Raw genomic sequence first — 20937 nt, 5'->3', positions numbered from 1 at the left:
ACACTTCCGGCGCCATCTCCCCGGCCTTCGGTCAGCCATCTCGCTTGGCGGCGCTGAGGAACGCGTCGAAGAGGGCGCCGTCCTCGTCGGCCTCGGGATGCCACTGGACGGCCAAGGCGAACGGATGGCCGGGCAACTCCACGGCCTCGACGGTGTCGTCGTCCGACCAGGCGGTGACCTCCAGGCCCTCAGCCAGCCGGTCGACCGCCTGATGGTGGTAGTGCGCCGGGGTGACCCGGTCGTCCCGGTAGATCTCGGCGAGGGACGGCGAGAGCCGTACGGGGACCCGGCCGAAGGTGCCGGGGGCGGGTGAGTGGGCGGTGTGGCCGACCACGTCGGGGAGATGCTGGTGGAGCGAGCCTCCCAGGGCCACGTTGAGGACCTGGAGCCCGCGGCAGATGCCGAGGAACGGCAGGCCGGAGTCGAGGGCGGCCCGCATCAGCCCGAACTCCGCCTCATCGCGAAATTTCCGTACGTATCCGGTCTGTTCGTGCGCGGGGGAGCCGTACCGGGCGGGGTCGATGTCGCCCCCGCCCGCGATGATCAGGCCGTCGAGCCGGCCGGCCAGCTCGGCGGGATCGCCCGCGGGCGGGATGATCACCGGCTGCCCTCCGGCCCGGGCGACGTGCTCGACGTACATGTACGGCAGCAGCGCGGTGGTCATGTCCCAGACCGTGAATGTGGCGGGCTCCACGTAGCACGTGATGCCGATGACCGGTCGTGACATGACCACCTCGCTCGAATCGGATGCCGTTACAGGGGGGTGACGTACGCCCCGGAGATGCCGCCGTCGACCAGGAACTCCGATGCGGTGATGAAGCTCGAGTCGTCGGACGCGAGGAAGGCGACGGCGGCCGCGATCTCCTCGGCGCGGGCGAACCGCCCGATCGGCACGTGGACGAGCCGGCGCTGCGCGCGCTCGGGGTCCTTGGCGAACAGCTCCCGCAGCAGGGGGGTGTCCACCGGCCCCGGGCACAGCGCGTTCACCCGGATGCCCTCGCGCGCGAACTGCACGCCGAGCTCGCGGCTCATCGCGAGCACGCCGCCCTTGGACGCGGTGTAGGAGATCTGCGACGTGGCCGAGCCCAGCACCGCCACGAACGACGCCGTGTTGATGATCGAGCCCTTGCCCTGCCGCCGCATGTACGGCAGGACGTGCTTGCAGCACAGGTAGACGCTGGTGAGGTTGACCTCCTGGACCCGGCGCCACGCCTCGATGCCGGTGTCGAGGATGGAGTCGTCCTCCGGCGGTGAGATCCCCGCGTTGTTGAAGGCGACGTCGATGCTGCCGTAGGTGTCGAACGCGGTCTGGTACATCCGCACGACGTCGTCCTCGTCGGCCACGTCGGCTCGGACGAACAGCCCGCCGACCTCGTCGGCGACCTTGGCCCCAGCCACCTCGTCGAGGTCCACGGCCACGATCTTCGCGCCCTCCTGGGCGAACCGCTGCGCCGTGGCGAGGCCGATGCCGCTGCCCGCCCCCGTGATGACGGCGACGCGGTCTTGCAAACGCTGCATGTCTCTACTCCGTGGAAATGAAGACGTTCTTGGTCTCGGTGAAGGCGGCCAGGGCGTCGGGGCCGAGCTCCCGGCCGAGGCCGGACTGCTTGAAGCCGCCGAACGGCGTCCAGTAGCGGACGCTGGAATGGGAGTTCACCGACAGGTTGCCCGCCTCGACCGCCCTGGCCACCCGAAGGGCGCGCCCGACGTCCCGCGTCCAGATCGATCCGGACAGGCCGTACGTCGTGTGGTTGGCGATCCGCACGGCATGGGCCTCGTCGTCGAACGGGACGACGGACACGACCGGCCCGAAGATCTCCTCGGTGAACGCCCTGTGGAAGGCGCCGGAGCCCTCGGCCAGCGGGTCGAACCCGGCGGGCGCGGCCAGCACGGTGGGGGCGAACCAGAAGCCGGGCCCGTCCGGGCGGGATCCGGCCGTGTGCACGTCAACGGCCCCGACGAACGACGCCACCCGCTCGCGGTGCTCGGCGCTGATCAGCGGGCCCATCTGCGTGGCGGGGTCGAGCGGGTCGCCGACCTTCACGTCCCTGACGGCCCAGGCGAGCCGATCGAGGAAGTCGTCGTACACGGAACGCTCCACCAGGATGCGCGATCGGGCGCAGCAGTCCTGCCCGGAGTTGTCGAACACCGCCATCGGGGCGGACGCCGCCGCCCTGTCCAGGTCGGAGTCGGCGAAGACGATGTTGGCGCTCTTGCCGCCGAGCTCCAGCGTCACCCGCTTCACCTGGGCGGCGGCCTGGGCCGCGATCAGTTTGCCCACCTCGGTCGAACCCGTGAACACGATCTTGCGCACGTCCGGGTGCGCGACGAGCCGGGCGCCGGCCACCTCGCCCTCGCCGGGGACGACCTGCAGCACGCCCTCGGGGATGCCGGCCTCGAGGGCCAGTTCGGCCAGCCGCAGCGCCGTCAGAGGAGTCCACTCCGCGGGCTTGACGACGACGGTGTTGCCCGCGGCCAGGGCCGGAGCCACCCCCCAGGTCATGATGACCATGGGGAAGTTCCACGGCACGATGACGCCGACGACGCCCAGGGGCTCCTGGAACGTGATGTCCACGCCGCCCGCGACGGGGATCTGCCTGCCGTGGTCGCGCTCGGGCGCGCCCGCGTAGAAGTTCAGGACGTCGCGGACGTTGCCGGCCTCCCAGCGGGCGTTGCCGATCGTGTGCCCAGCGCCCGCGATCTCGAGTTGGGCGAGTTCCTCGGCGTGGTCCTCGACCACCTGGGCGAACCGCCGCAGCAGCCGCGCCCTCTCGCCCGGGGCGACCGACCGCCATCCGGGAAACGCCCTGCGCGCGCGCTCGACCACCCGGTCGACCTCGGCGGCGTCGGCCATGCCGACCTCGGCGACCACGTCCTCGGTCGCCGGATTGAGTACCTTCACAGCCTCTCGAACCCCCGATAGAGCTCCCAGTCGGTGACCGCCGCGTCGTAGGCGGCCAGCTCGACCCGTGCGTTGTTCGCGTAGTGCTCGACCACATCCTTGCCGAACGCCGCCTCGGCGAGGTCGGACCCCTCCCACAGGGGCAGGGCGTCGCGGAGCGTGCCCGGCACCGTCTCCGCGCCCGCGGCGTAGGCGTTCCCCGCGAAGGGCGCTTCCAGCGGCAACTCCTCCTCGATCCCGCGCAGGCCCGCGGCGATCAGGGCCGACACCGCCAGGTACGGGTTCACGTCGCCGCCGGGCACGCGGTTCTCCACCCGGAGCGAGGGCCCGTGGCCGACGAGGCGCAGCGAGCAGGTCCGGTTGTCGATGCCCCACTTGACGGCGGTGGGGGCGAAGCTGCCGGGGACGTACCGCTTGTACGAGTTGATGTTGGGCGCGTAGAAGAGGGTCAGCTCCCGGAGCGCGGCGAGCTGGCCCGCGATGAAGTGCTCGCCGACCTTGGAGAGCCCGTGCGGCCCGGCCCCCGCCATCACCGGATGCCCCTCGGAGTCCCGCAGGGAGATGTGGATGTGGCAGGAGTTGCCCTCACGCTGGTTCGGCTTGGCCATGAAGGTGATCGAGCTGCCCTCCTGGGCGGCGATCTCCTTGGCCCCGTTCTTGTAGATCACGTGGTTGTCGCACGTCGTCAGCGCGTCGGAGAACCGGAAGGCGATCTCGTGCTGGCCGAGGTTGCACTCGCCCTTCGCCGACTCCACGTACAGGCCCGCGCCCTCCATGCCGAGCCGGATCCTGCGCAGCAGCGGCTCGATCCTGGCGGTGCCGAGCAGGGAGTAGTCGACGTTGTAGAGGTTGGCGGGCGTCAGGTCGCGGTAGCCGCGCCGCCACGCGTCCTCGTAGGTGTCGTTGTAGACGCAGAACTCCAGCTCGGTGCCGACGAAGGCGGTCCAGCCCCGGTCGGCCAGCCGGGCGGCCTGCCGGCGGAGGATCTGCCGGGGGGAGGGGACGACGTCGGACCCGTCCTCCCAGACCAGGTCGGCCAGCAGCAGGACGGTCCCCTCCTGCCAGGGCACCCGGCGCAGCGTCCCGAGGTCGGGCCTCATGACGAAGTCGCCGTAGCCGCGGTCCCACGACGACATGGCGTAGCCGTCCACCGTGTTCATGTCGACGTCGACCGCGAGCAGGTAGTTGCACCCCTCCGCGGCGTGGCCGAGGACCTCCTCCAGGAAGTACCGCGCCGACAGGCGCTTGCCCTGGAGCCTGCCCTGCATGTCGGTGACGGCGAGCAGGACGGTGTCCACCCGCCCGGCCTCGATGTCGCCGCGGAGCTGCTCGACGTCAAGCACGGCGCCTCCTGTCAAAAGTCTGGAAACAGACCATTGAAGGGCATGCAAGCACCAGGCCTGCCCCTGAGTCAACAACGCTCCGTGGGTTAACCTCGGCCCACGGGGGCCGATTCGCGAAGGGACGGTGGAGCATGGACGGGTCCGCGACGGGGGCCGTCTCGCTCCTCAGGCCGGTCCGGGCGGGCAACGCGTTCGAGGAGACCGTCGAGCGGCTGTTGCAGGCCATCAAGCTCGGCGTCGTCGCCCACGGGGAGAAGCTGCCGCCGGAGCGGGAGCTCGCCGCACAGCTCGGCATCAGCCGCGTCACCTTACGCGAGGCGATCCGCGCGCTCCAGGAGGCCGGCTTCCTCGACGTACGGCGAGGCCGGTACGGCGGAGCGTTCGTCGTCTACCGGCCGCCGAGCCCGCGCAAGGGAGACCTGCGCCGCGCCGTCAACGAGATGGGGGCGGGCGGGCTGGAGGACGCGCTGACCTTCCGGATGGCGGTCGAGTGCGGCGCGGCCCAGATCCTGGCCGGCGCGGAGCTCACCGACGGACAGCGGGAGACGCTCGCCGCCCGCCTGGCCGGGGTGAACGACGCGGCCCCGGCCGACTACCGGCGGCTCGACATCGCCTTCCACCTCGCCATCGCCGAGCTGACCGGCTCGCCCCTGCTCGCCGCCGCGTGCGCGGACGCCCGTCTGCGCGTGACCGACCTGCTGAACGCCATCCCGGTGCTCCGGCCCAACATCGAGCACGCCGCCACACAGCACGCGGCCATCGTGGGGGCGATCGTGGACAGCGATCCCGAGGGCGCTCGGCGGGCGGTGGCCGAGCACCTGGAGGGGACGGCCGCGCTGCTGCGCGGCTTCCTCGGCTGACCGCCCCGCTCCCCACAGTTCCGCCGATCGAGGACTCATCATGGCCGACTGGTACCTGGCTGACGCGTCGCTTCACGAGGGTGCGCGCAGGTTGCCGCTGTTCTGCTTCTTCGTGGCGCTGATCGTCGCCTTCGTGGGCACGCGCGTGAACGTCCGGCTGATCCGTTCGCGGGTGCGCTGGTTCGGCAACGTCAGCGTGGGGGAGACGCACATCCACCACGTCGTGTTCGGCGTCGTGCTGATGTTGCTCAGCGGGGTCGCCGGACTGATCCTGTCCAGCGTCTCCATCGGGTGGTACTCCTTCTCCGCGGCCGCCTTCGGTGTCGGATCCGCGCTCGTGCTCGACGAGTTCGCCCTGCTGCTGCACCTGCGCGACGTCTACTGGCAGGAGGAGGGGCGCACCTCCGTCGACGCCGTCTTCGTGGCCGTGGCGGGGACCGGCCTGCTGCTGCTCGGCCTGCGCCCGCTCGCCTGGGGCGGCTCGGGCGGCGCGTTCGGCGGCAGGGGGACGGCGGTGGCGATCCTCGTCGTCAATCTCGTCTTCGCCGTGGTCACCCTGCTCAAGGGGAAGATCTGGAGTGGCCTCATCGGGCTGTTCGTCCCGCCGTTCGTGTACATCGGGGCCGTACGGCTCGCCCGTCCGGGGTCGCCGTGGGCCCGCTGGTACTACTCCGAGGTCGCGAGGAGGCCCAAACCGCGCCGGATGGCGAAAGCCGTCCATCGTGAGGAACGGTGGCGCAGGCCCGTCATCCGCGTGAAGATCGCCTTTCAGGAGTTCGTCTCCGGACGCCATGACGTTCCGTCGTCACAACGCCGATCCTGGCGTTCATGAATCAATAGAAAACGCAATTACGGGTATTTATCCATGCGAAGTCGTTCCGGGGTGGGGAGTCGACGGCATGGAGTCGAAGGGGCATTTCGAATTTCAGGAAATGGCGGCGCGGTTGAAAGGGGAAGCCGCCCTGTTGACGGGCGACGGACTGCTCGCGGCCGAGGCCCGCACTGAGGAGGCGGAGGCGAGGTTGTGCCTGACCTGGCACGCCGTCGCCGAGACCGCGAGGGAGATCCGCCAGCTGTACGGCGTGGCGGGATGACCGCCGCGCCGCCCGCCGAACGGCCATACTGGGGAAATGCCCAGCCGGCCCGCTGACCAGCAACGGCGGCCGGCCGTCCAGATGTGAGAGGGCCCGCGAATAGTGGAGCTGCCGCCGTTCCATCTCCGCCTGATCGAGGACGCCCGCGTGGTGTGCGACCGCTACGGCCTGCTGCTCGCCGGCGGCTACGCCATGACGGCGCACGGCCTGCCCGGCAGGCCGGCCGGGGAACTCGAGTTCGCGACCGCGGACGAGACGCCCCTTCCCGAGGTCGCCGAGCAGGTCGCCGGCGCGTTCGGCAGGACCGGCCTGTCCGCCCGGGTCTGCGAGGTCACGCCGCGCGTGGGCCGCCTGGTCGTCACCGACGAGATCGGCGGCCAGAGCGGTGAGATCCGCCTGTCCCGCGAGGCCCTGCTGGTCGAGCCGTCCGTCGTCGAGCCGTGCCCGGTCGTGGGGCTCGACGACGCGGCGGGACTCGCCGTGCGGTCGTTGCGCGACACCGGCCTGCCCCGGGACTTCGCCGACGTCGCGGCCGTCTCCGGGTTGTACGGCTTTCGCGAGCTCGAGCAACTCGGCGGCCGGCACGACGACGAGTGGCTCACCGAGGATCTGCTCCAGCGGCTGGAGAGCGTCGACCTGCTCGCGGACGAGGGGTTCGCCGAGCAGGGACTCGACGAGGAGGCCATCGGCAGGATCCGGCGCTTCGCGTACGCCTGGGCCGAGGACATCCGGCTGCGCCGGGTCGACGACGGCGACGCGGACTACGACGACTACGACATCCCCGACCTGGACTGATCGGATTTTCCGCTCCGGGCGCGCCCACGATCGCCGCTCGCGACCTACCGTCGCAGTAGTCGACGGACGCGGCGTGGCCGCGCACAGGGGAGTGGCCATGGGGGCGGACGACGCGGAGCCGGAGAACCGGCCGGCCGGCATGCTGCGCGACCGGGGGTCGTGGCGGCTCCTGTTCGGCCAGGTGCGGCCGCACAGGAAGGCGCTGGTGCTCGGCGCCTCGCTCAGCCTGATCGGCACCTTCGCCGGGTTGGCGATGCCCGTCCTCGCCAAGTCGGTCATCGACGCCTTCGGGAAGGGCGCCGGGCTGGCCGGACCACTGGCGGGGTTGTCGGCGGCCGTATTGGTGGGCGCCCTGATCGCCGCCTGGGGACGGTTCCTGCTCGAACGGATGGGCGAGGGCATCGTGCTGGCCACCCGCAAGAGCCTGGTCGAGCGCATCCTCCGTCTCAAGGTGCCGGACGTGGACCGGCTCAAGCCGGGAGACCTGCTCTCGCGGGTCGGATCCGACACGACGCTGCTGCGCGCCGTCTACACCGACGCGCTGGCGGGCACGGTGGGGTCGGTGTTCATGTTCCTGGGCGCCGTGGTCCTCATGGCGATCATGGACGGCCTGCTGCTCCTGGTCACCCTCGGCGTCGTGGCCCTGGTCGGCCTCATGGGGCTGGCGATCGCGCCCAGGATCCGCCGGGCGTCCCTCGAGGCGCAGGTGGCCCTCGGGGAGATGGGCTCTGTACTCGACCGCGCCCTGCAGGCGTTCCGCACGGTCAAGGCCAGCGGGGCGGAGTCCCGTGAGATCGCCGCGGTCACCGGCGCCGCGACGCTCGCGCGTGACCGCGGCGTCACGGCCGCCGCCTGGACCTCCGTCGCGGGCACCGGAGCGTGGACGTCCGTCCAGCTCGCGTTCATCGCGGTGCTCGGCGTGGGCGGCGCCCGCGTCGCGAGCGGGGCGATGGAGGTCTCCGCGCTGATCGCGTTCCTGCTGTACCTGTTCTATCTGGTCGCCCCGATCGGGCAGCTCATCCAGAGCCTCACCCAGCTGCAGGTCGCCATGGCCGCGATCACCCGGATCCAGGAGGTTACCGCGCTCGACTCCGAGCCCGAGACCCACGGCGGCCCGGGACGGGCGGGGGACCGCACACCCGTCGGGGTGCGCTTCGACGGCGTGGTCTTCCGCTACGGCGAGGACCGGCCGGTCGTCCACGACCGGGTGAGCTTCGAGGTCGCCGCGGGCGGGATGACGGCCCTGGTGGGGCCGTCGGGAGCGGGCAAGTCCACGGTCTTCGGGCTGATCGAGCGCTTCTACGAGCCGCAGGCCGGGACGATCCTCGTCGGCGGGCGTGACATCCGTGAATGGCCCCTCGGGGAGTTGCGGGCCGCGCTCGGCTACGTCGAGCAGGATGCGCCCGTCCTGGCCGGCACGTTCAGGGAGAACCTCGTCTTCGGCGCCCCGGAGGCCACCGAGGAGGAGATCGCCCGTGCCCTCGCCCGGACCCGGCTCGACGGCCTTGTCGAGCGGCTGCCCTCGGGCCTGGAGACCCTGGTCGGCCACCGCGGAGTGCTGCTCTCGGGTGGCGAGCGCCAGCGGGTCGCCATCGCCAGGGCCCTGCTCCGCCGGCCGTCCCTGCTGCTCCTGGACGAGGCCACCTCGCAGCTCGACGCCGTCAACGAACTCCGTCTGCGCGAGGTGGTGGCCGAGGTCGCCAGGGAGACCACGGTCCTGGTGATCGCCCACCGCCTGTCCACGGTGACCGGCGCCGACCGGATCATCGTGATGGAGGCGGGCGGGGTGCGCGCCTCGGGCACCCACGAGGAGCTCGTCGAGTCCGACGACCTCTACCGGGAGCTGGCGGCCACCCAATTTCTCGTGTCGTCGTGACGCCACACATCGTCGTGCGCTCGGCGGCGCATGGTCGTGAACGCCCGTGTGGCAGCGGGATTCGGTGACTTTCGGCGGCCGTGATGGCAAAGCCGTACGCAGCCTTTACGCCGGTCCGCAGCTTGGCGGCTCAGGAAATCGGGAACTCCCGGAGTGCGGAACCTCTCCTTCACCTCAGCCGGAGTCACCGGGTCCAACGCGCGTGCGGGCGCGTCCGGGGACGACGGCCGAAGGCGGGGCGTCCCGGGGGGTGTACCCCGGGGCGCCCCGTCACCAGGAGAGTCGCCAGGAGAGCCGCGCCTGTGGACGCGTTCACTAGAGTGTCGGGGTGCCGCCGGCTCCGGCCGTAGCGGGCCGGACGAGTGCGGCGCTGCCCTGGAGGATCTGTGCGCGTGACCTACTGGTGCGAGATGGTGTGGCTGCCGCCAGGTGAGGTCGTGGAGAACGTGGCCGTGATCGTCGACGGCGCGCGCGTCGCCGAGGTGCGTCCCGGCGTCCCCGCCCCGCCTGGAGCGGTACGGCTGGCCGGGCTGACCCTTCCCGGGCTCGCCAACGGCCACTCGCACGCGTTCCACCGGGCGCTGCGCGGCCACACGCAGACCGGCAGAGGCAGCTTCTGGACGTGGCGCGAGCAGATGTACGGCGTGGCGGGTCGTCTCGATCCGGACACCTACCTGGCCCTGGCCAGGGCGGCCTACGCGGAGATGGCGCTGGCCGGGATCACCTGTGTCGCCGAGTTCCACTACCTGCACCACGGCCCGGGCGGCGTGCCGTACGACGACCCCAACGTCATGAGCCACGTCCTGGTGCGCGCGGCCCGGGACGCCGGTCTGCGGATCGTGCTGCTCGACACGTGCTACCTCACCGGCGGAATCGGCAACGCTCTGACCGGCCCCCAGGTGCGTTTCGGCGACGGCGACGCGGACGGCTGGGCGTCGCGGGCCGAGGAGCTGGCGCTGGCGTACGAGGGGGAGGAGGACGTGGAGATCGGCGCCGCGATCCACTCCGTGCGCGCGGTGCCGCCGGAGCAGATGCACGTGGTCGTCGACTTCGCCCACCGGCACTCCGGGCCGCTGCACGTCCACGTGTCCGAGCAGCGTGCGGAGAACGAGGCGTGCGTCGAGGCCTACTCCGCCACTCCCGTCCAGGTGCTGCACGATCACGGCGTCCTCGGGCCGCGCTCGACCGCCGTGCACGCCACGCACCTGTCGGATGTGGACGTGGCGCTGCTCGGAGGCTCGACCACGCACGTGTGCATGTGCCCGACGACCGAGCGCGACCTCGCCGACGGCATCGGGCCGGCCCGCCGGCTGTTCGACGCCGGGTCGCCGATCACGCTGGGCTCCGACAGCCAGGCGGTGGTCGACCTGCTCGAGGAGGCCAGGGCCGTCGAGCTGGACGAGCGTCTGGCCACCATGGAGCGCGGGCACTGGCGCGCGGCCGACCTGCTGAACGCGGCCACCGCGGCGGGCCACTCCTCGATGGGGTACCCCGACGCCGGCAGCCTGGTCCCCGGCGCCTGGGCCGACCTGGTGTCCGTCCGCCTCGACTCGGTCCGTACGGCGGGGGCGACGCGGGCGACGGCCGCCGAGTCCGTGGTGTTCGCCGCGACGGCGGCCGACGTCTACTCGGTGGTCTCGGGCGGCCGCGTGATCGTGGAGGACGGCAGGCACGCGCTCGGCGACGTCGGCGCCCTCCTGCGTGACGCCATCGCGCGGGTCCGGGCGTAGATCGCCCGGAATCAGCGGGTTTGCGCGCCCCGGACGGTGGCGAGGATACGGAATCGTGGAGCGAGGGCGATGACTTCAACGGTGTTCGACGGGATCGGGCTGCTGTACACGGCTGACCCCGCTCGTGAGGAGATCCAGGACGCCGCGCTGGTGGTGGAGGACGGCGTCGTCCGATGGATCGGACGGTCCGCCGACGCGCCCGCGGCGGACGAACGGGTGGACGCGGAGGGGCGCGCGGTCATCCCGGGGTTCGTGGACAGCCACTCGCATCTGGTGTTCGCCGGAGACCGCACGGCCGAGTTCGCCGCGCGGATGGCAGGGGAGCGCTACTCGGCCGGCGGCATCCGCACCACGGTGGCCGCGACCAGGGAGGCGACCGTCCCCCAACTGGCCGCCACCACCGCGCTGCTGGTGACCGAGATGACCGCGCAGGGCACGACGACGTTCGAGATCAAGAGCGGGTACGGCCTGACGGTCGAGAGCGAGCGCCGCTGCCTGGAGATCGCCGGCCAGTTCACGACGGAGACGACCTACCTCGGGGCACACGTGGTGCCCCCGGAGGTGTCGCCCGACGACTACGTCCGCACCGTGACCGGTCCCATGCTGGACGCGTGTGCGCCCCACGCTCGATGGATCGACGTGTTCTGCGAGCGCGGCGCGTTCGACGAGGAGCAGAGCAGGGAGATCCTGAGCGCGGGGATCAAGGCCGGGCTTCGGGCGAGGATCCACGCCAATCAGCTGGGGGAGGGCCCGGGCGTGCGGGTCGCCTGCGAGATGGGAGCGGCGTCGGCCGACCACTGCACCCATCTGACCGATGCGGACGTGGCCGCCCTGGCGGACTCCGGCGTGGTCGCGACGCTGCTGCCGGGAGCCGAGTTCTCCACGCGCTCGCCCTATCCGGACGCCCGCCGACTGCTCGACGCCGGGGTCTCCGTCGCACTCGCCACCGACTGCAACCCGGGCTCCTCCTTCACGACGTCCATGCCGTTCTGCGTGGCCCTGGCCGTGCGGGAGATGCGCATGACGCCGCTCGAGGCCGTGCGCGCGGCCACCCGCGGCGGGGCGCGGGCCCTGCTGCGCGACGACGTCGGCACGCTGCGGGAGGGCGCCCAGGCCGATCTCGTGCTGCTGGACGCGCCGTCCTACGTCCATCTCGCCTACCGGCCGGGGGTTCCTCTGGTGGCCCAGGTGTGGCGGTCGGGCCGCAGGGTCGTTTGATCATCCTCTGCCGGGGTAATCGGCTGTTTTCTGGGGATCACATCCTCCTTGGGGATGAATCCGAAACCATTCCGCGGGCGTATTAATTTAGGGAATCTTTGCCCTGCATAAACCGTTGTCAGGTTCAGGACGTCGAAGTCGAGGAATCCGTGTTCATCGCGGGGGATCCGGCTCCGGGGCCGGCTTCTAACACGGTGCACACTGCGGCGCGGCGGAACGAGGTGCCATCGAATGGCGACGGGGAATCGGACGCAGGATCAGCAGGTATCCGACAGAGATCTGTTGGGGACATATCTCGCCGAGATCGGGCGGGTGCCGCTTTTGACCGCGGAGCAGGAGGTCGAGCTCGCCAAACGCATCGAGGCAGGCCTGCTCGCGGAGCATCTGCTCGACAGCGGCAGGGCGGAGCCCAAGGTCTCCGATGCGGCCGATGAGGAGCTTGAGCGCATAGCGATTTCCGGCAGGCGGGCCAAGGACGAGTTCATCCAGGCCAATCTGCGTCTCGTGGTCGCCGTCGCGAGAAAGTATTCGGGGCGGGGGATGCCCCTGATCGACCTCGTCCAGGAGGGGAACCTGGGTCTGGTCAGAGCGGTCGAGAAGTTCGACTACCAGCGGGGGTACAAGTTCTCGACCTACGCCACGTGGTGGATCAGGCAGTCGGTGGGCCGGTCGATCCACGAGCAGGCGCGCCCGGTGCGGCTCCCCACACACGCCGGGGAGCAGATGACGCGCCTGATGCGCGTCCGCAGGGACATGCTGGCCGAGTTCGACGCCGAGCCGACGGACGCCGACCTGGCGGCGGTGCTCGATCTGCCGATCGAGCGGGTGCAGGAGCTGCGCCGGTGGGCCTCCGACCCGGTGTCCCTCCAGCTCGGCGTGGGCGACGAGGACGAGACCGAGCTCGGCGACATGATCGCCGACGAGACCTGGGCGGATCCGGAGCAGCAGGCGCTCGCGACGCTGGAGAAGGAGCGCCTCGAGGAGTGGCTGACCGGGCTCGAAGGCCGGACCCGCGAGATACTCCGCTGGCGTTACGGCCTCGTCGACGGCCGTGAGCACACCCTCACCGAGGTGGGGGAGCGTTACGGCATCGGCCGTGACCGGGCCCGGAGGCTGGAGCGGGACGCGCTGACGCGGCTGCGGAAGATGGCCACCGCCGCCGCCTGACCCCCCGCCCGGACCGTCCGGAAACCTCCAGGACGCACGGCGGGCACGTCTTTTCCCAAACGCGCACCCTTAGGGGTGCGCGTTTTGCGTTCACCGGAGCTGTCCGAAACCTCCCTGTAACGCTCGTTGCCTGTGTTTCACAGATGTGAAACACGAAGAGGCGTGACCTGAAACGGCGGAAGAACACGCTGTCGCCAACGTCAGTGCGCCCGCCGGCCGACGATGCCCCGGACGACGCCACTGCGGGAGTGATAACCGGCCACAAGGCAATTGTAAGGAGGGCCGCGTCGATGAAGATCGATACCGGCACCACCGCCTGGATGATCACAGCCACCGCCCTGGTGCTGCTGATGACTCCCGGCCTCGCGTTCTTCTACGGGGGCATGACCAGGGCCAAGAGCGTCCTGAACATGATGATGATGTCGTTCGTCAGCATCATCACGGTCACCATCGCCTGGGTTCTGTACGGGCACTCGCTCGCCTTCGACACCTTCGGTGACGGCAGTGGTTTCCTCAACAAGATCATCGGTGGCGGTGACGCGCTCGGGCTGCAGAGCCTCGTCGACACGGCGACCAAGGACGACGGCACCGGCATGCCGAGCCTGGTGTTCTCCGCCTTCCAGCTCACCTTCGCGATCATCACGGTCGCCCTCATCAGCGGCGCCATCGCCGACCGTGCCAAGTTCGGCGCGTGGGTCGTCTTCGGCATCGCGTGGGCGACGCTGGTCTACTTCCCCGTCGCGCACTGGGTGTGGGGCGGCGGCTGGCTCGCCGGGCTCGGCATCGAGGACTTCGCGGGAGGCACGGTCGTCCATGTGAACGCCGGAGCCGCGGGTCTGGCACTCGCCTTCGTGCTCGGGAAGCGGACCGGCTGGCGCAAGGACCCCATGCGCCCGCACAACCTGACCCTGGTGCTCCTCGGCGTCGGCCTGCTGTGGTTCGGCTGGTTCGGCTTCAACGCGGGCTCGGAGCTCGCGGTCGACGGCACCGCCGGTCTGGCCTTCATGAACACCCAGATCGCCACCGCGGTCGCCGCCGGCGCCTGGATCCTGGTGGAGAAGCTGCGTGACGGGCACTCCACGACGCTCGGCGTCGCGTCCGGTGCCGTCGCCGGTCTGGTCGCCATCACCCCCGCCTGTGGTTTCGTCGACCCGTGGGCGGCCGGATTGCTGGGCGCCATCGCCGGTGCGGTCTGCGCCTACGCCGTCGGCCTGAAGTACAAGTTCGGGTTCGACGACTCGCTCGACGTCGTGGGCGTGCACCTGGTCGGCGGTGCGATCGGCGCCGTCTCCCTCGGCATCATCGCCGCCTACCCGTTCGCGGACGGCCAGGAGAAGGGTCTCCTGTACGGCGGTCCGATCTCCCAGCTCGGTGTCCAGGCGCTCGGCCCGCTGGCCGTGGGCTTGTACTCCTTCATCATGGCGTGGATCATCGGCAAGATCATCGACAAGACGATGGGCTTCCGTATCGGCCAGGAGGAGGAGGTCACCGGCATCGACATCACCACCCACGCCGAGACCGGGTACGACCTCGGCACCGTTCACTCCTCGGGGGTGGCCTCCGTCAACGGGCCCGTCCCCGCTGCGGCGAAGAAGGTTGACGCATGAAACTCATCACAGCAGTGATCAAGCCCTTCAAGCTCGACGACGTCAAGGCGGCGTTGGAGCAGTTCGGCATCAAGGGCATGACGGTGAGCGAGGCCAGCGGCTACGGCCGGCAGCGCGGCCACACCGAGGTGTACCGCGGCGCCGAGTACCAGGTCGACCTGGTGCCCAAGGTCAGGCTCGAGGTCCTGGCCGAGGAGGACGACGCCGACGACGTCATCGACGTGATCGTCAAGGCTGCGCAGACAGGCAAGATCGGCGACGGCAAGGTCTGGTCCGTCCCCGTGGACACGGTCGTCCGGGTCCGCACGGGGGAGCGCGGGCCAGAGGCCCTGTAACCGGATGATGAGGGGGGAAGCCCGTTCGTTCGCCGCCACCCGCAAGGACCGGGCCGCGGACATCGACAGGTGGCTCACCGATCTGTTCCGCACGGCGGGCGCGCAGCCGTACGCGCGTGAGGGACGGGCCGGCCCGGGCGCCAAGGGCGGCTTCCCCGACGAACGAGGCGCGCCCGGTCCCAACGGGATCGGGGGCGTCGCCCTCGTGGCGGTCGGCAGCCTGGGGCGAGGAGAGCTCGCTCCGGGCAGCGACCTCGACCTGGTGCTGCTCCACAACGGCCACGACGACGTCGCGCGGATCGCGGACCGTCTCTGGTACCCCATCTGGGACTCCGGGATCGGGCTGGACCATTCGGTCCGCACGGTCGACGAGGCCGTCAAGGTCGCGCGCGAGGACCTGAAGGCCGTGCTCGGGCTCATCCAGGCGCGCCACATCGTGGGCGATCCCGAGCTCACGCGCGCGGCCCGCGAGGCCGTCCTCGCGGAGTGGCGGGCAGACTCCCGGCGCAGGCTCGCCGAACTCAGGAGCGCGGTCGACAAGCGCGCCGAGTCGAGCGGCGAGCTGGCCTTCCTCCTTGAGCCCGACCTGCGCGACTCCAGGGGCGGCCTGCGCGACGTGCAGGCGATGCAGGCCGTCGCCGCGGCCTGGGTGGCCTCCGCCCCCGGTCCGCGTGTGCGCGAGGCCTACGAGTTCCTGCTGGACATCCGCCACGGCCTGCACCTGGTCACCGCGCGCGGCACGGACCGCCTGGTCCTCCAGGAGCAGGACGCCGTCGCCGGGACTCTCGGCCTGCTGGACGCGGAGGCGCTGATGCGCCGGCTCGCCGAGGCCGGCCGTACCGTCTCCCACGCGTTCGACACCACCTGGCGTACCGTCGACCGGCTGCTGTCCGGCCCCGTGCCGCGAGGCCGGCGGCCGCTCGCCGACGGCGTGGTGGAACACGGTGGCGAGGTCGTCCTCGCCCGCGGGGTGAGCCCCCGCAAGGACCCGACGCTCGTGCTCCGCGCGGCTGCCGCCGCCGCGGAGGCCGGGCTGCCCCTCGCGCCCGCCACCGTCTCCGTACTGGCCGGGCAGTCGCCTCCCCTCGACGCGCCGTGGCCCGAGGAGGCCCGCGCCGCTCTCGTGGCGTTGCTCGGCGCAGGCCGCGCCGCCGTACCGGTGTGGGAGGAACTGGACCAGGCGGGCATCCTGGTGCGCCTGCTCCCCGACTGGGAGCGCGTACGGCACCGCCCGCAGCGCAATCCCGTGCACCGCTACACGGTCGACCGGCATCTGATCGAGACCGCGGCGGGGGCCGCGTCGTTCACCCGCGAGGTCTCGCGGCCCGACCTGTTGCTGATCTCCGCGCTCCTGCACGACATCGGCAAGGGATGGCCGGGCGACCACTCCACGACGGGTGAGGTCGTGGCCCGCGACATCGGCGTCAGGATCGGCCTGCCGCCGGCCGACGTCGAGATCGTGGCCACCGTCGTCCGTCATCACCTGCTGCTGCCGGAGACCGCGACCCGGCGCGATCTCGACGATCCGGTGACCATCGCCCGGGTGGCCGAGGCCGTCGGATCGCGTGAGGTACTCGAACTGCTCGCGGCCCTCGCCGTCGCCGACGGCACCGCCACCGGTCCGGCCGCGTGGAACTCCTGGAAGGCCTCCCTCGTGTCCGACCTGGTCCGCCGGGTCAGGTCGGTGTTGTCCGGCACCCCGCCGGCGCCCGCGCCGGTCCTGTCGCCGGAGCAGGCGGCTCTCGCACGGCACGGAGGCGGTGCCGTCCGGGTCAACAAGGGGGCCGTCACCGTGGTCGCGCCCGATCGGCCCGGTCTGCTGTGGCGGGCGGCGGGGGTGCTGGCCGCGCACCGGATGGTCGTGCGGTCGGCGTCGGCCGCGTCCGCCGGTTCCACCGCGGTGATCGAGTTCGTCGTCGTGCCCGAGTACGGTACGCCACCCGACCCCGCGACGCTGGAGGCGGACCTCCGCCTGGTGCTGGCCGGGCGGCTCGACATCGAGGCGAGGCTGGCCAGGCGGACGAGGTCGATGCGGCCGCCCCGGGTGCCGGTGGCGCCTCCCCGCGTCACGCTCATCGACGACGCGTCCAACACGGCGACCGTGGTCGAGGTGCGCGCCCACGACCGTCCGGGACTGCTGTGGAAGATCGGGCGCGCCTTCGGCGAATGCGGTCTTGACGTGAGGGCCGCTCGCGTAGAGACTCTCGGCGCGGAGGCCGTGGACGTCTTCTACGTGGCGGACCGGACCGGCCAACCCCTCGCTGACGAGGAACAACGCGCCCAGGTGCGAGAGCATGTGCTCGCCGCTCTGCGGTGAGGAGAGCGACGATCGGCTTTCCTGTTGGTAACGATTGGGTGAGCCGACATGCGTACGGCCTCCGGCGCCCTTGACCTTGTGGTCGAATTGTCCCCGCCTGTATAGCTATGTAACTTCATGCTGTCCAGACGCATGAAGACATGCCGAAAGATGGCGGGGCCGGTGAGCACGGAGCAGTCGAAAAGCGATAAACACGCGCGGAAGAGGCGTTTCGCGCCGCGTAACTGGCGGGTACCCACCCGCGTGACGGCCCTCATCGTCGCTCCCACACTGGTGGCCGTGCTTCTCGCCGGCATCCGCGTCGTGGGGTCGATCGAAAGCCTCAACGGATATCAGCAGGTGAGGCAGAGCGCCGAGTACTCTGTCCGGCTGCGGGACCTGATCCAGCAGCTGGGCCTAGAACGGGACATCTCCGTTTGGGGACCCAAGAAGAAGATCAAGCTGGGCACGGGCAAGTCCATCACGCTCGCCCAACAGACGGCGGTTGTGGACGGCCTGGTCAAGCAGGTGAGCGCCGACCTCGACGAGATCAACGCCGACTACGGCGTCCGCGCCGAGCAGGACGCCGAGCAGGCCGCCACGGGGCTGTCGGGGCTGGGCAACCTGCGGAAAGATCGGGTGATCGACGGCTACACCGCCCTCATCGCCACACTCCTGCGGCTTCACGACGAGCTCGCGCAGACCAGCGACGACCCCGAAGTGGTCGGCGACGCGCGCGCGCTGACGGCGCTCGCCCACGCCAAGGAGGAGGCGTCCGAACAGCGGGGGACCCTCACCAGGGAACTGCTGGAGCGCACGCAGTCGTTCGTCGGCACCGAGCTGACGGACTTCATCGCCTCCCAGTCGCGGCAGCAGTCGGACACCGACACCTTCATCACCGAGAGCCAGCCTGAGCAGGCCAAGCAACTGGTGACGCTGCTCAGCGACCCCGACGTCGTCGACGCCGAACTGGCCAAGGCCTGGGCGATCCAGCTCGGGACCCGGAACACGCCGCTGTCCACGTACAACGCGCTGACCCGTAGCCAGACTCTGCAGCGCTGGTTCCAGCACAGCACCAAGACCATCGACCAGATGGCCACCGTCGAGCACCAGGTCTCGGCCGCGGTGCTCGACCGGGCGCGGGAGCTCCAGTCGTCGGAACAGCGCAACGTGCTGATCGCCGGTGGCCTGATCCTCGCGCTGCTTCTCCTCGTCCTCGCCACCACCGTCCTCATCGCGCGCTCGATGGTCCGGCCGCTGCGCCGCCTGCGCGTAGAGGCCCTCGAGATCGCGGGTCTGCGCCTGCCGGACATGGTCCGGCGGATGCGCGAGTCGGACGACACGAGCGAGCCCCATGTGCGGCCGATCTCCGTCGGCACCGAGGACGAGATCGGTGAAGTCGCCCAGGCCTTCGACGAGGTCCACCGGCAGGCCGTCCGCCTCGCGGCGGAGGAGTCGCGCCTGCGTGCCAACGTCAACGCGATGTTCGTGAACCTCTCACGCCGCACGCAGACGCTGGTGGAACGGCAGATCGCCCTGATCGACGGTCTGGAGCGCGGTGAGGAGGACGGACAGCGTCTGTCCGACCTGTTCAAGCTCGACCACCTGGCCACCCGCATGCGCCGCAACAGTGAGAACCTCCTGGTTCTCGCCGGGCACGAGCCCGCGCGCAAGCGAAGCCAGCCCGCGCGGCTGGTGGACGTGGTCCGCGCCTCCCTGTCGGAGATCGAGGACTACGAGCGAGTCACGGTCAAGGTCCACCGCAGCATCGCGATCGCCGGCCACGCGGCCAACGACATCGTCCACCTGGTCGCGGAGCTCGTCGAGAACGCCATCGCGTTCTCGCCGCGCAACACCCGCGTCATCGTGTCGAGCAACCCCGTCGAGGGCGGCGCCGTGATGCTGGGGGTGAGCGACGCCGGCATCGGCATGTCCGCCGAGGAGGTGGCGGACATCAACCACCGCCTCGCCGAGCCGCCCACCGTCGACGTGTCGGTCTCCCGGCGAATGGGCCTGTTCGTGGTCGGCCGCCTCGCGCTCCGCCACGGCATCCGGGTGCAGATGCGCCGCGGAGAGCAGGGCGGCATGATCGCCATGGTGCTGTTCCCCGCCGAGATGATCTCGAACGCCGACCAGCCCACGGCGACCCAGCCGGCGACCGCCACGGTCGGGGCGTTCGCCGACCAGCCTCAGGCGGGCGCGTCGTCCACGAGCGGTTTCCAGCCGTGGGACGGGGCTCAGGCGACGCCGGAGAGCCCCGGGACGTTCGCACCGTGGACGTCCTCCGCTCCGACGCCGCCCTCCAACGGACTGCCCACGCGCAGGTCGCCCGGGCGCGACGGCGGGCCGCTCGCGGCTCGAGGAGGAGCGGGCTCCGACCTGTCCTCCGACTCGGGCGCGTTCGCACCCTCCGACTCGGGCGCGTTCGCACCCTCCGACTCGGGAGCTTTCACACGTTCCGATTCGGGTGCGTTCGCACCCTCCGATTCGGGAGCTTTCACACGTTCCGACTCGGGTGGGTTCGCACCTTCTGATTCGGGTGGGTTCGCACCTTCCGATTCGGGAGCATTCACGCCCTTCGGCGCGCCGCCGGAGGAGACCACGGCGAGCTTCCCCGCGGTGGGGGACACCAACGGCGGCCTGACGGGTCGTCAGCGGCCGGGCCGTCCCACGTTCACCGAGCACTCCGGAGCCTTCCCCATCATGGAGCCCGGAGCGGCGACGGGGCCGCTGCCCGTCGTGGAGGACGCGCCGCTCGAGCGTGGCGACGAGTACCTGCCGATCTTCGCCGCCGTCGAGTCGGCATGGTTCCGGCGTCCGGCGCCCAACGGCGCGAGCAGTGCGCCGCCGGCCCAGAACGACAAGACGGTGCAGGCGGGGAACGGGAAGGCGCCGGATCCCGGCGCGTCGCGTCCCGCGGCCGCCGGAACGCCCGGCAGGGAAACGGGCCCCGCCCAGGGGTCGCCCGATCCGCTCGGCGCGAATCCTGGTCAGGGGGCCTGGTGGTCCCGTGCGGACAGCGGCTTCGAAAAGGCGGCCGGTGTGGCGAAGGATCCCTCGCAGGGCGGGGTGACGGCGGCGGGCCTGCCGAAGCGGACGCCGAAGGCCAACCTGGTGCCGGGTTCGGTGGGCGGGGACACCCCGGCCCCCACACCGCGGCCCCCGGTTTCGGCCGACGCGGTCCGCAGTCGTCTGTCGAGCTTGCAGCAGGGTGTACGGCGAGGCCGGGCCGATCTGGCCGGAGGAGCCGTCGATGGCTTGGGAAATGAGGAGGAGGGCTCGTGACTGAGCTGAGCGTGGAAGCACGCAGGTTCGATTGGCTGATCACCGAGTTCGTCGGTTCCACACCGGGTGTGGCACACGCGGTGGTGGTGTCGGCCGACGGTCTGCGGCTGGCGCAATCCGACGGCTTCCCGGCTGACCGTGCCGACCAGTTGGCGGCCGTCGCCGCCGGTCTGCTCAGCCTCACCATGGGCGCCTCCCGGGTGTTCGAGGGCGGCGCGGTCACTCAGACCGTCGTGGAGATGCAGCGCGGACTGTTGTTGGTCATGGCGATCAGCGACGGCTCGTGTCTGACCGTGCTGGCCGCCCCCGACTGCGACATGGGCCTGGTGGCGTACCAGATGACCCTGCTCGTGGAGCGGGCCGGTCAGGTGCTCACGCCGGCGCTGCGCGCCGAGCTTCAGGTGTCTCGCCGATGACCACCGCAGGAGA

The 20937-nt window shown here is 71.0% G+C and carries 17 protein-coding genes; 13 read left to right on the top strand and 4 right to left on the bottom strand.

Going from position 1 to position 20937, the window contains the following annotated elements:
* Positions 1 to 31 precede the first annotated feature (31 nt).
* Genes Pph01_RS17675 through Pph01_RS17660 form a run of 4 tightly spaced genes read right to left on the bottom strand, consistent with a single transcriptional unit; the run spans position 32 to position 4245 of the window.
* Positions 32 to 727, bottom strand: a complete 696-nt coding sequence (locus tag Pph01_RS17675) for a gamma-glutamyl-gamma-aminobutyrate hydrolase family protein (protein WP_204074189.1) — start codon at positions 725 to 727, stop codon at positions 32 to 34.
* A gap of 26 nt (positions 728 to 753) precedes the next feature.
* Positions 754 to 1518, bottom strand: coding sequence for a 3-oxoacyl-ACP reductase (locus tag Pph01_RS17670; protein ID WP_204074188.1), 765 nt, complete (start codon positions 1516 to 1518; stop codon positions 754 to 756).
* A 4-nt stretch (positions 1519 to 1522) separates the two neighbouring features.
* Positions 1523 to 2854 carry an aldehyde dehydrogenase family protein gene (locus Pph01_RS17665; protein WP_239116790.1) on the bottom strand — a complete coding sequence of 444 codons (1332 nt, stop codon included), beginning with the start codon at positions 2852 to 2854 and terminating at the stop codon, positions 1523 to 1525.
* Positions 2855 to 2898: 44 nt separating this feature from the next.
* Positions 2899 to 4245 carry a glutamine synthetase family protein gene (locus Pph01_RS17660; protein WP_239116787.1) on the bottom strand — a complete coding sequence of 449 codons (1347 nt, stop codon included), beginning with the start codon at positions 4243 to 4245 and terminating at the stop codon, positions 2899 to 2901.
* A gap of 131 nt (positions 4246 to 4376) precedes the next feature.
* Here Pph01_RS17660 and Pph01_RS17655 point away from each other — a divergent pair, with 131 nt between their 5' ends.
* The 13 genes from Pph01_RS17655 (at position 4377) to Pph01_RS17600 (ending at position 20924) form a co-directional block, all read left to right on the top strand.
* Positions 4377 to 5105, top strand: a complete 729-nt coding sequence (locus Pph01_RS17655; RefSeq protein WP_204074185.1) for a FadR/GntR family transcriptional regulator — start codon at positions 4377 to 4379, stop codon at positions 5103 to 5105.
* A gap of 40 nt (positions 5106 to 5145) precedes the next feature.
* Entirely contained in the window at positions 5146 to 5937 is a 792-nt protein-coding gene (locus Pph01_RS17650) for a hypothetical protein (RefSeq protein ID WP_204074184.1), read from the top strand.
* 133 nt (positions 5938 to 6070) lie between these two features.
* On the top strand, positions 6071 to 6199 hold the full coding sequence (locus tag Pph01_RS43350) for a hypothetical protein (RefSeq protein WP_275412842.1): 129 nt from the start codon (positions 6071 to 6073) through the stop codon (positions 6197 to 6199).
* Positions 6200 to 6301: 102 nt separating this feature from the next.
* Positions 6302 to 6994, top strand: a complete 693-nt coding sequence (locus Pph01_RS17645; protein ID WP_239116786.1) for a hypothetical protein — start codon at positions 6302 to 6304, stop codon at positions 6992 to 6994.
* A gap of 73 nt (positions 6995 to 7067) precedes the next feature.
* Entirely contained in the window at positions 7068 to 8870 is a 1803-nt protein-coding gene (locus tag Pph01_RS17640; RefSeq protein WP_239116785.1) for an ABC transporter ATP-binding protein, read from the top strand.
* Positions 8871 to 9256: 386 nt separating this feature from the next.
* Positions 9257 to 10600: a formimidoylglutamate deiminase gene (locus Pph01_RS17635; protein ID WP_204074183.1), complete on the top strand. Its 1344-nt coding sequence runs from the start codon at positions 9257 to 9259 to the stop codon at positions 10598 to 10600.
* A gap of 69 nt (positions 10601 to 10669) precedes the next feature.
* Positions 10670 to 11818, top strand: a complete 1149-nt coding sequence (gene hutI / locus Pph01_RS17630; RefSeq protein WP_204074182.1) for an imidazolonepropionase — start codon at positions 10670 to 10672, stop codon at positions 11816 to 11818.
* Positions 11819 to 12100: 282 nt separating this feature from the next.
* A complete protein-coding gene (locus Pph01_RS17625) occupies positions 12101 to 12985 on the top strand; it encodes a sigma-70 family RNA polymerase sigma factor (RefSeq protein ID WP_239116784.1) in 885 nt (294 codons plus the stop codon).
* Between the two features lie 290 nt (positions 12986 to 13275).
* A complete protein-coding gene (locus Pph01_RS17620) occupies positions 13276 to 14592 on the top strand; it encodes an ammonium transporter (protein ID WP_204074180.1) in 1317 nt (438 codons plus the stop codon).
* On the top strand, positions 14589 to 14927 hold the full coding sequence (locus Pph01_RS17615) for a P-II family nitrogen regulator (protein WP_204074179.1): 339 nt from the start codon (positions 14589 to 14591) through the stop codon (positions 14925 to 14927). Before Pph01_RS17620 ends, Pph01_RS17615 begins: the two co-directional genes overlap by 4 nt.
* Before the next feature lie 4 nt (positions 14928 to 14931).
* Positions 14932 to 17244, top strand: a complete 2313-nt coding sequence (locus Pph01_RS17610) for a [protein-PII] uridylyltransferase (protein WP_239116783.1) — start codon at positions 14932 to 14934, stop codon at positions 17242 to 17244.
* 243 nt (positions 17245 to 17487) lie between these two features.
* Positions 17488 to 20508 (top strand): sensor histidine kinase, encoded by a 3021-nt coding sequence (locus Pph01_RS17605; RefSeq protein WP_204074178.1) that lies wholly within the window; start codon positions 17488 to 17490, stop codon positions 20506 to 20508.
* A complete protein-coding gene (locus Pph01_RS17600) occupies positions 20505 to 20924 on the top strand; it encodes a roadblock/LC7 domain-containing protein (RefSeq protein ID WP_203887680.1) in 420 nt (139 codons plus the stop codon). The genes Pph01_RS17605 and Pph01_RS17600 overlap by 4 nt, the downstream gene beginning before the upstream one ends.
* The last annotated feature ends 13 nt before the right edge of the window (positions 20925 to 20937 follow it).

This window comes from Planotetraspora phitsanulokensis (assembly GCF_016863295.1).
Classification (GTDB): domain Bacteria; phylum Actinomycetota; class Actinomycetes; order Streptosporangiales; family Streptosporangiaceae; genus Planotetraspora; species Planotetraspora phitsanulokensis.
This window is presented reverse-complemented; position numbering and strand designations above follow the sequence as displayed.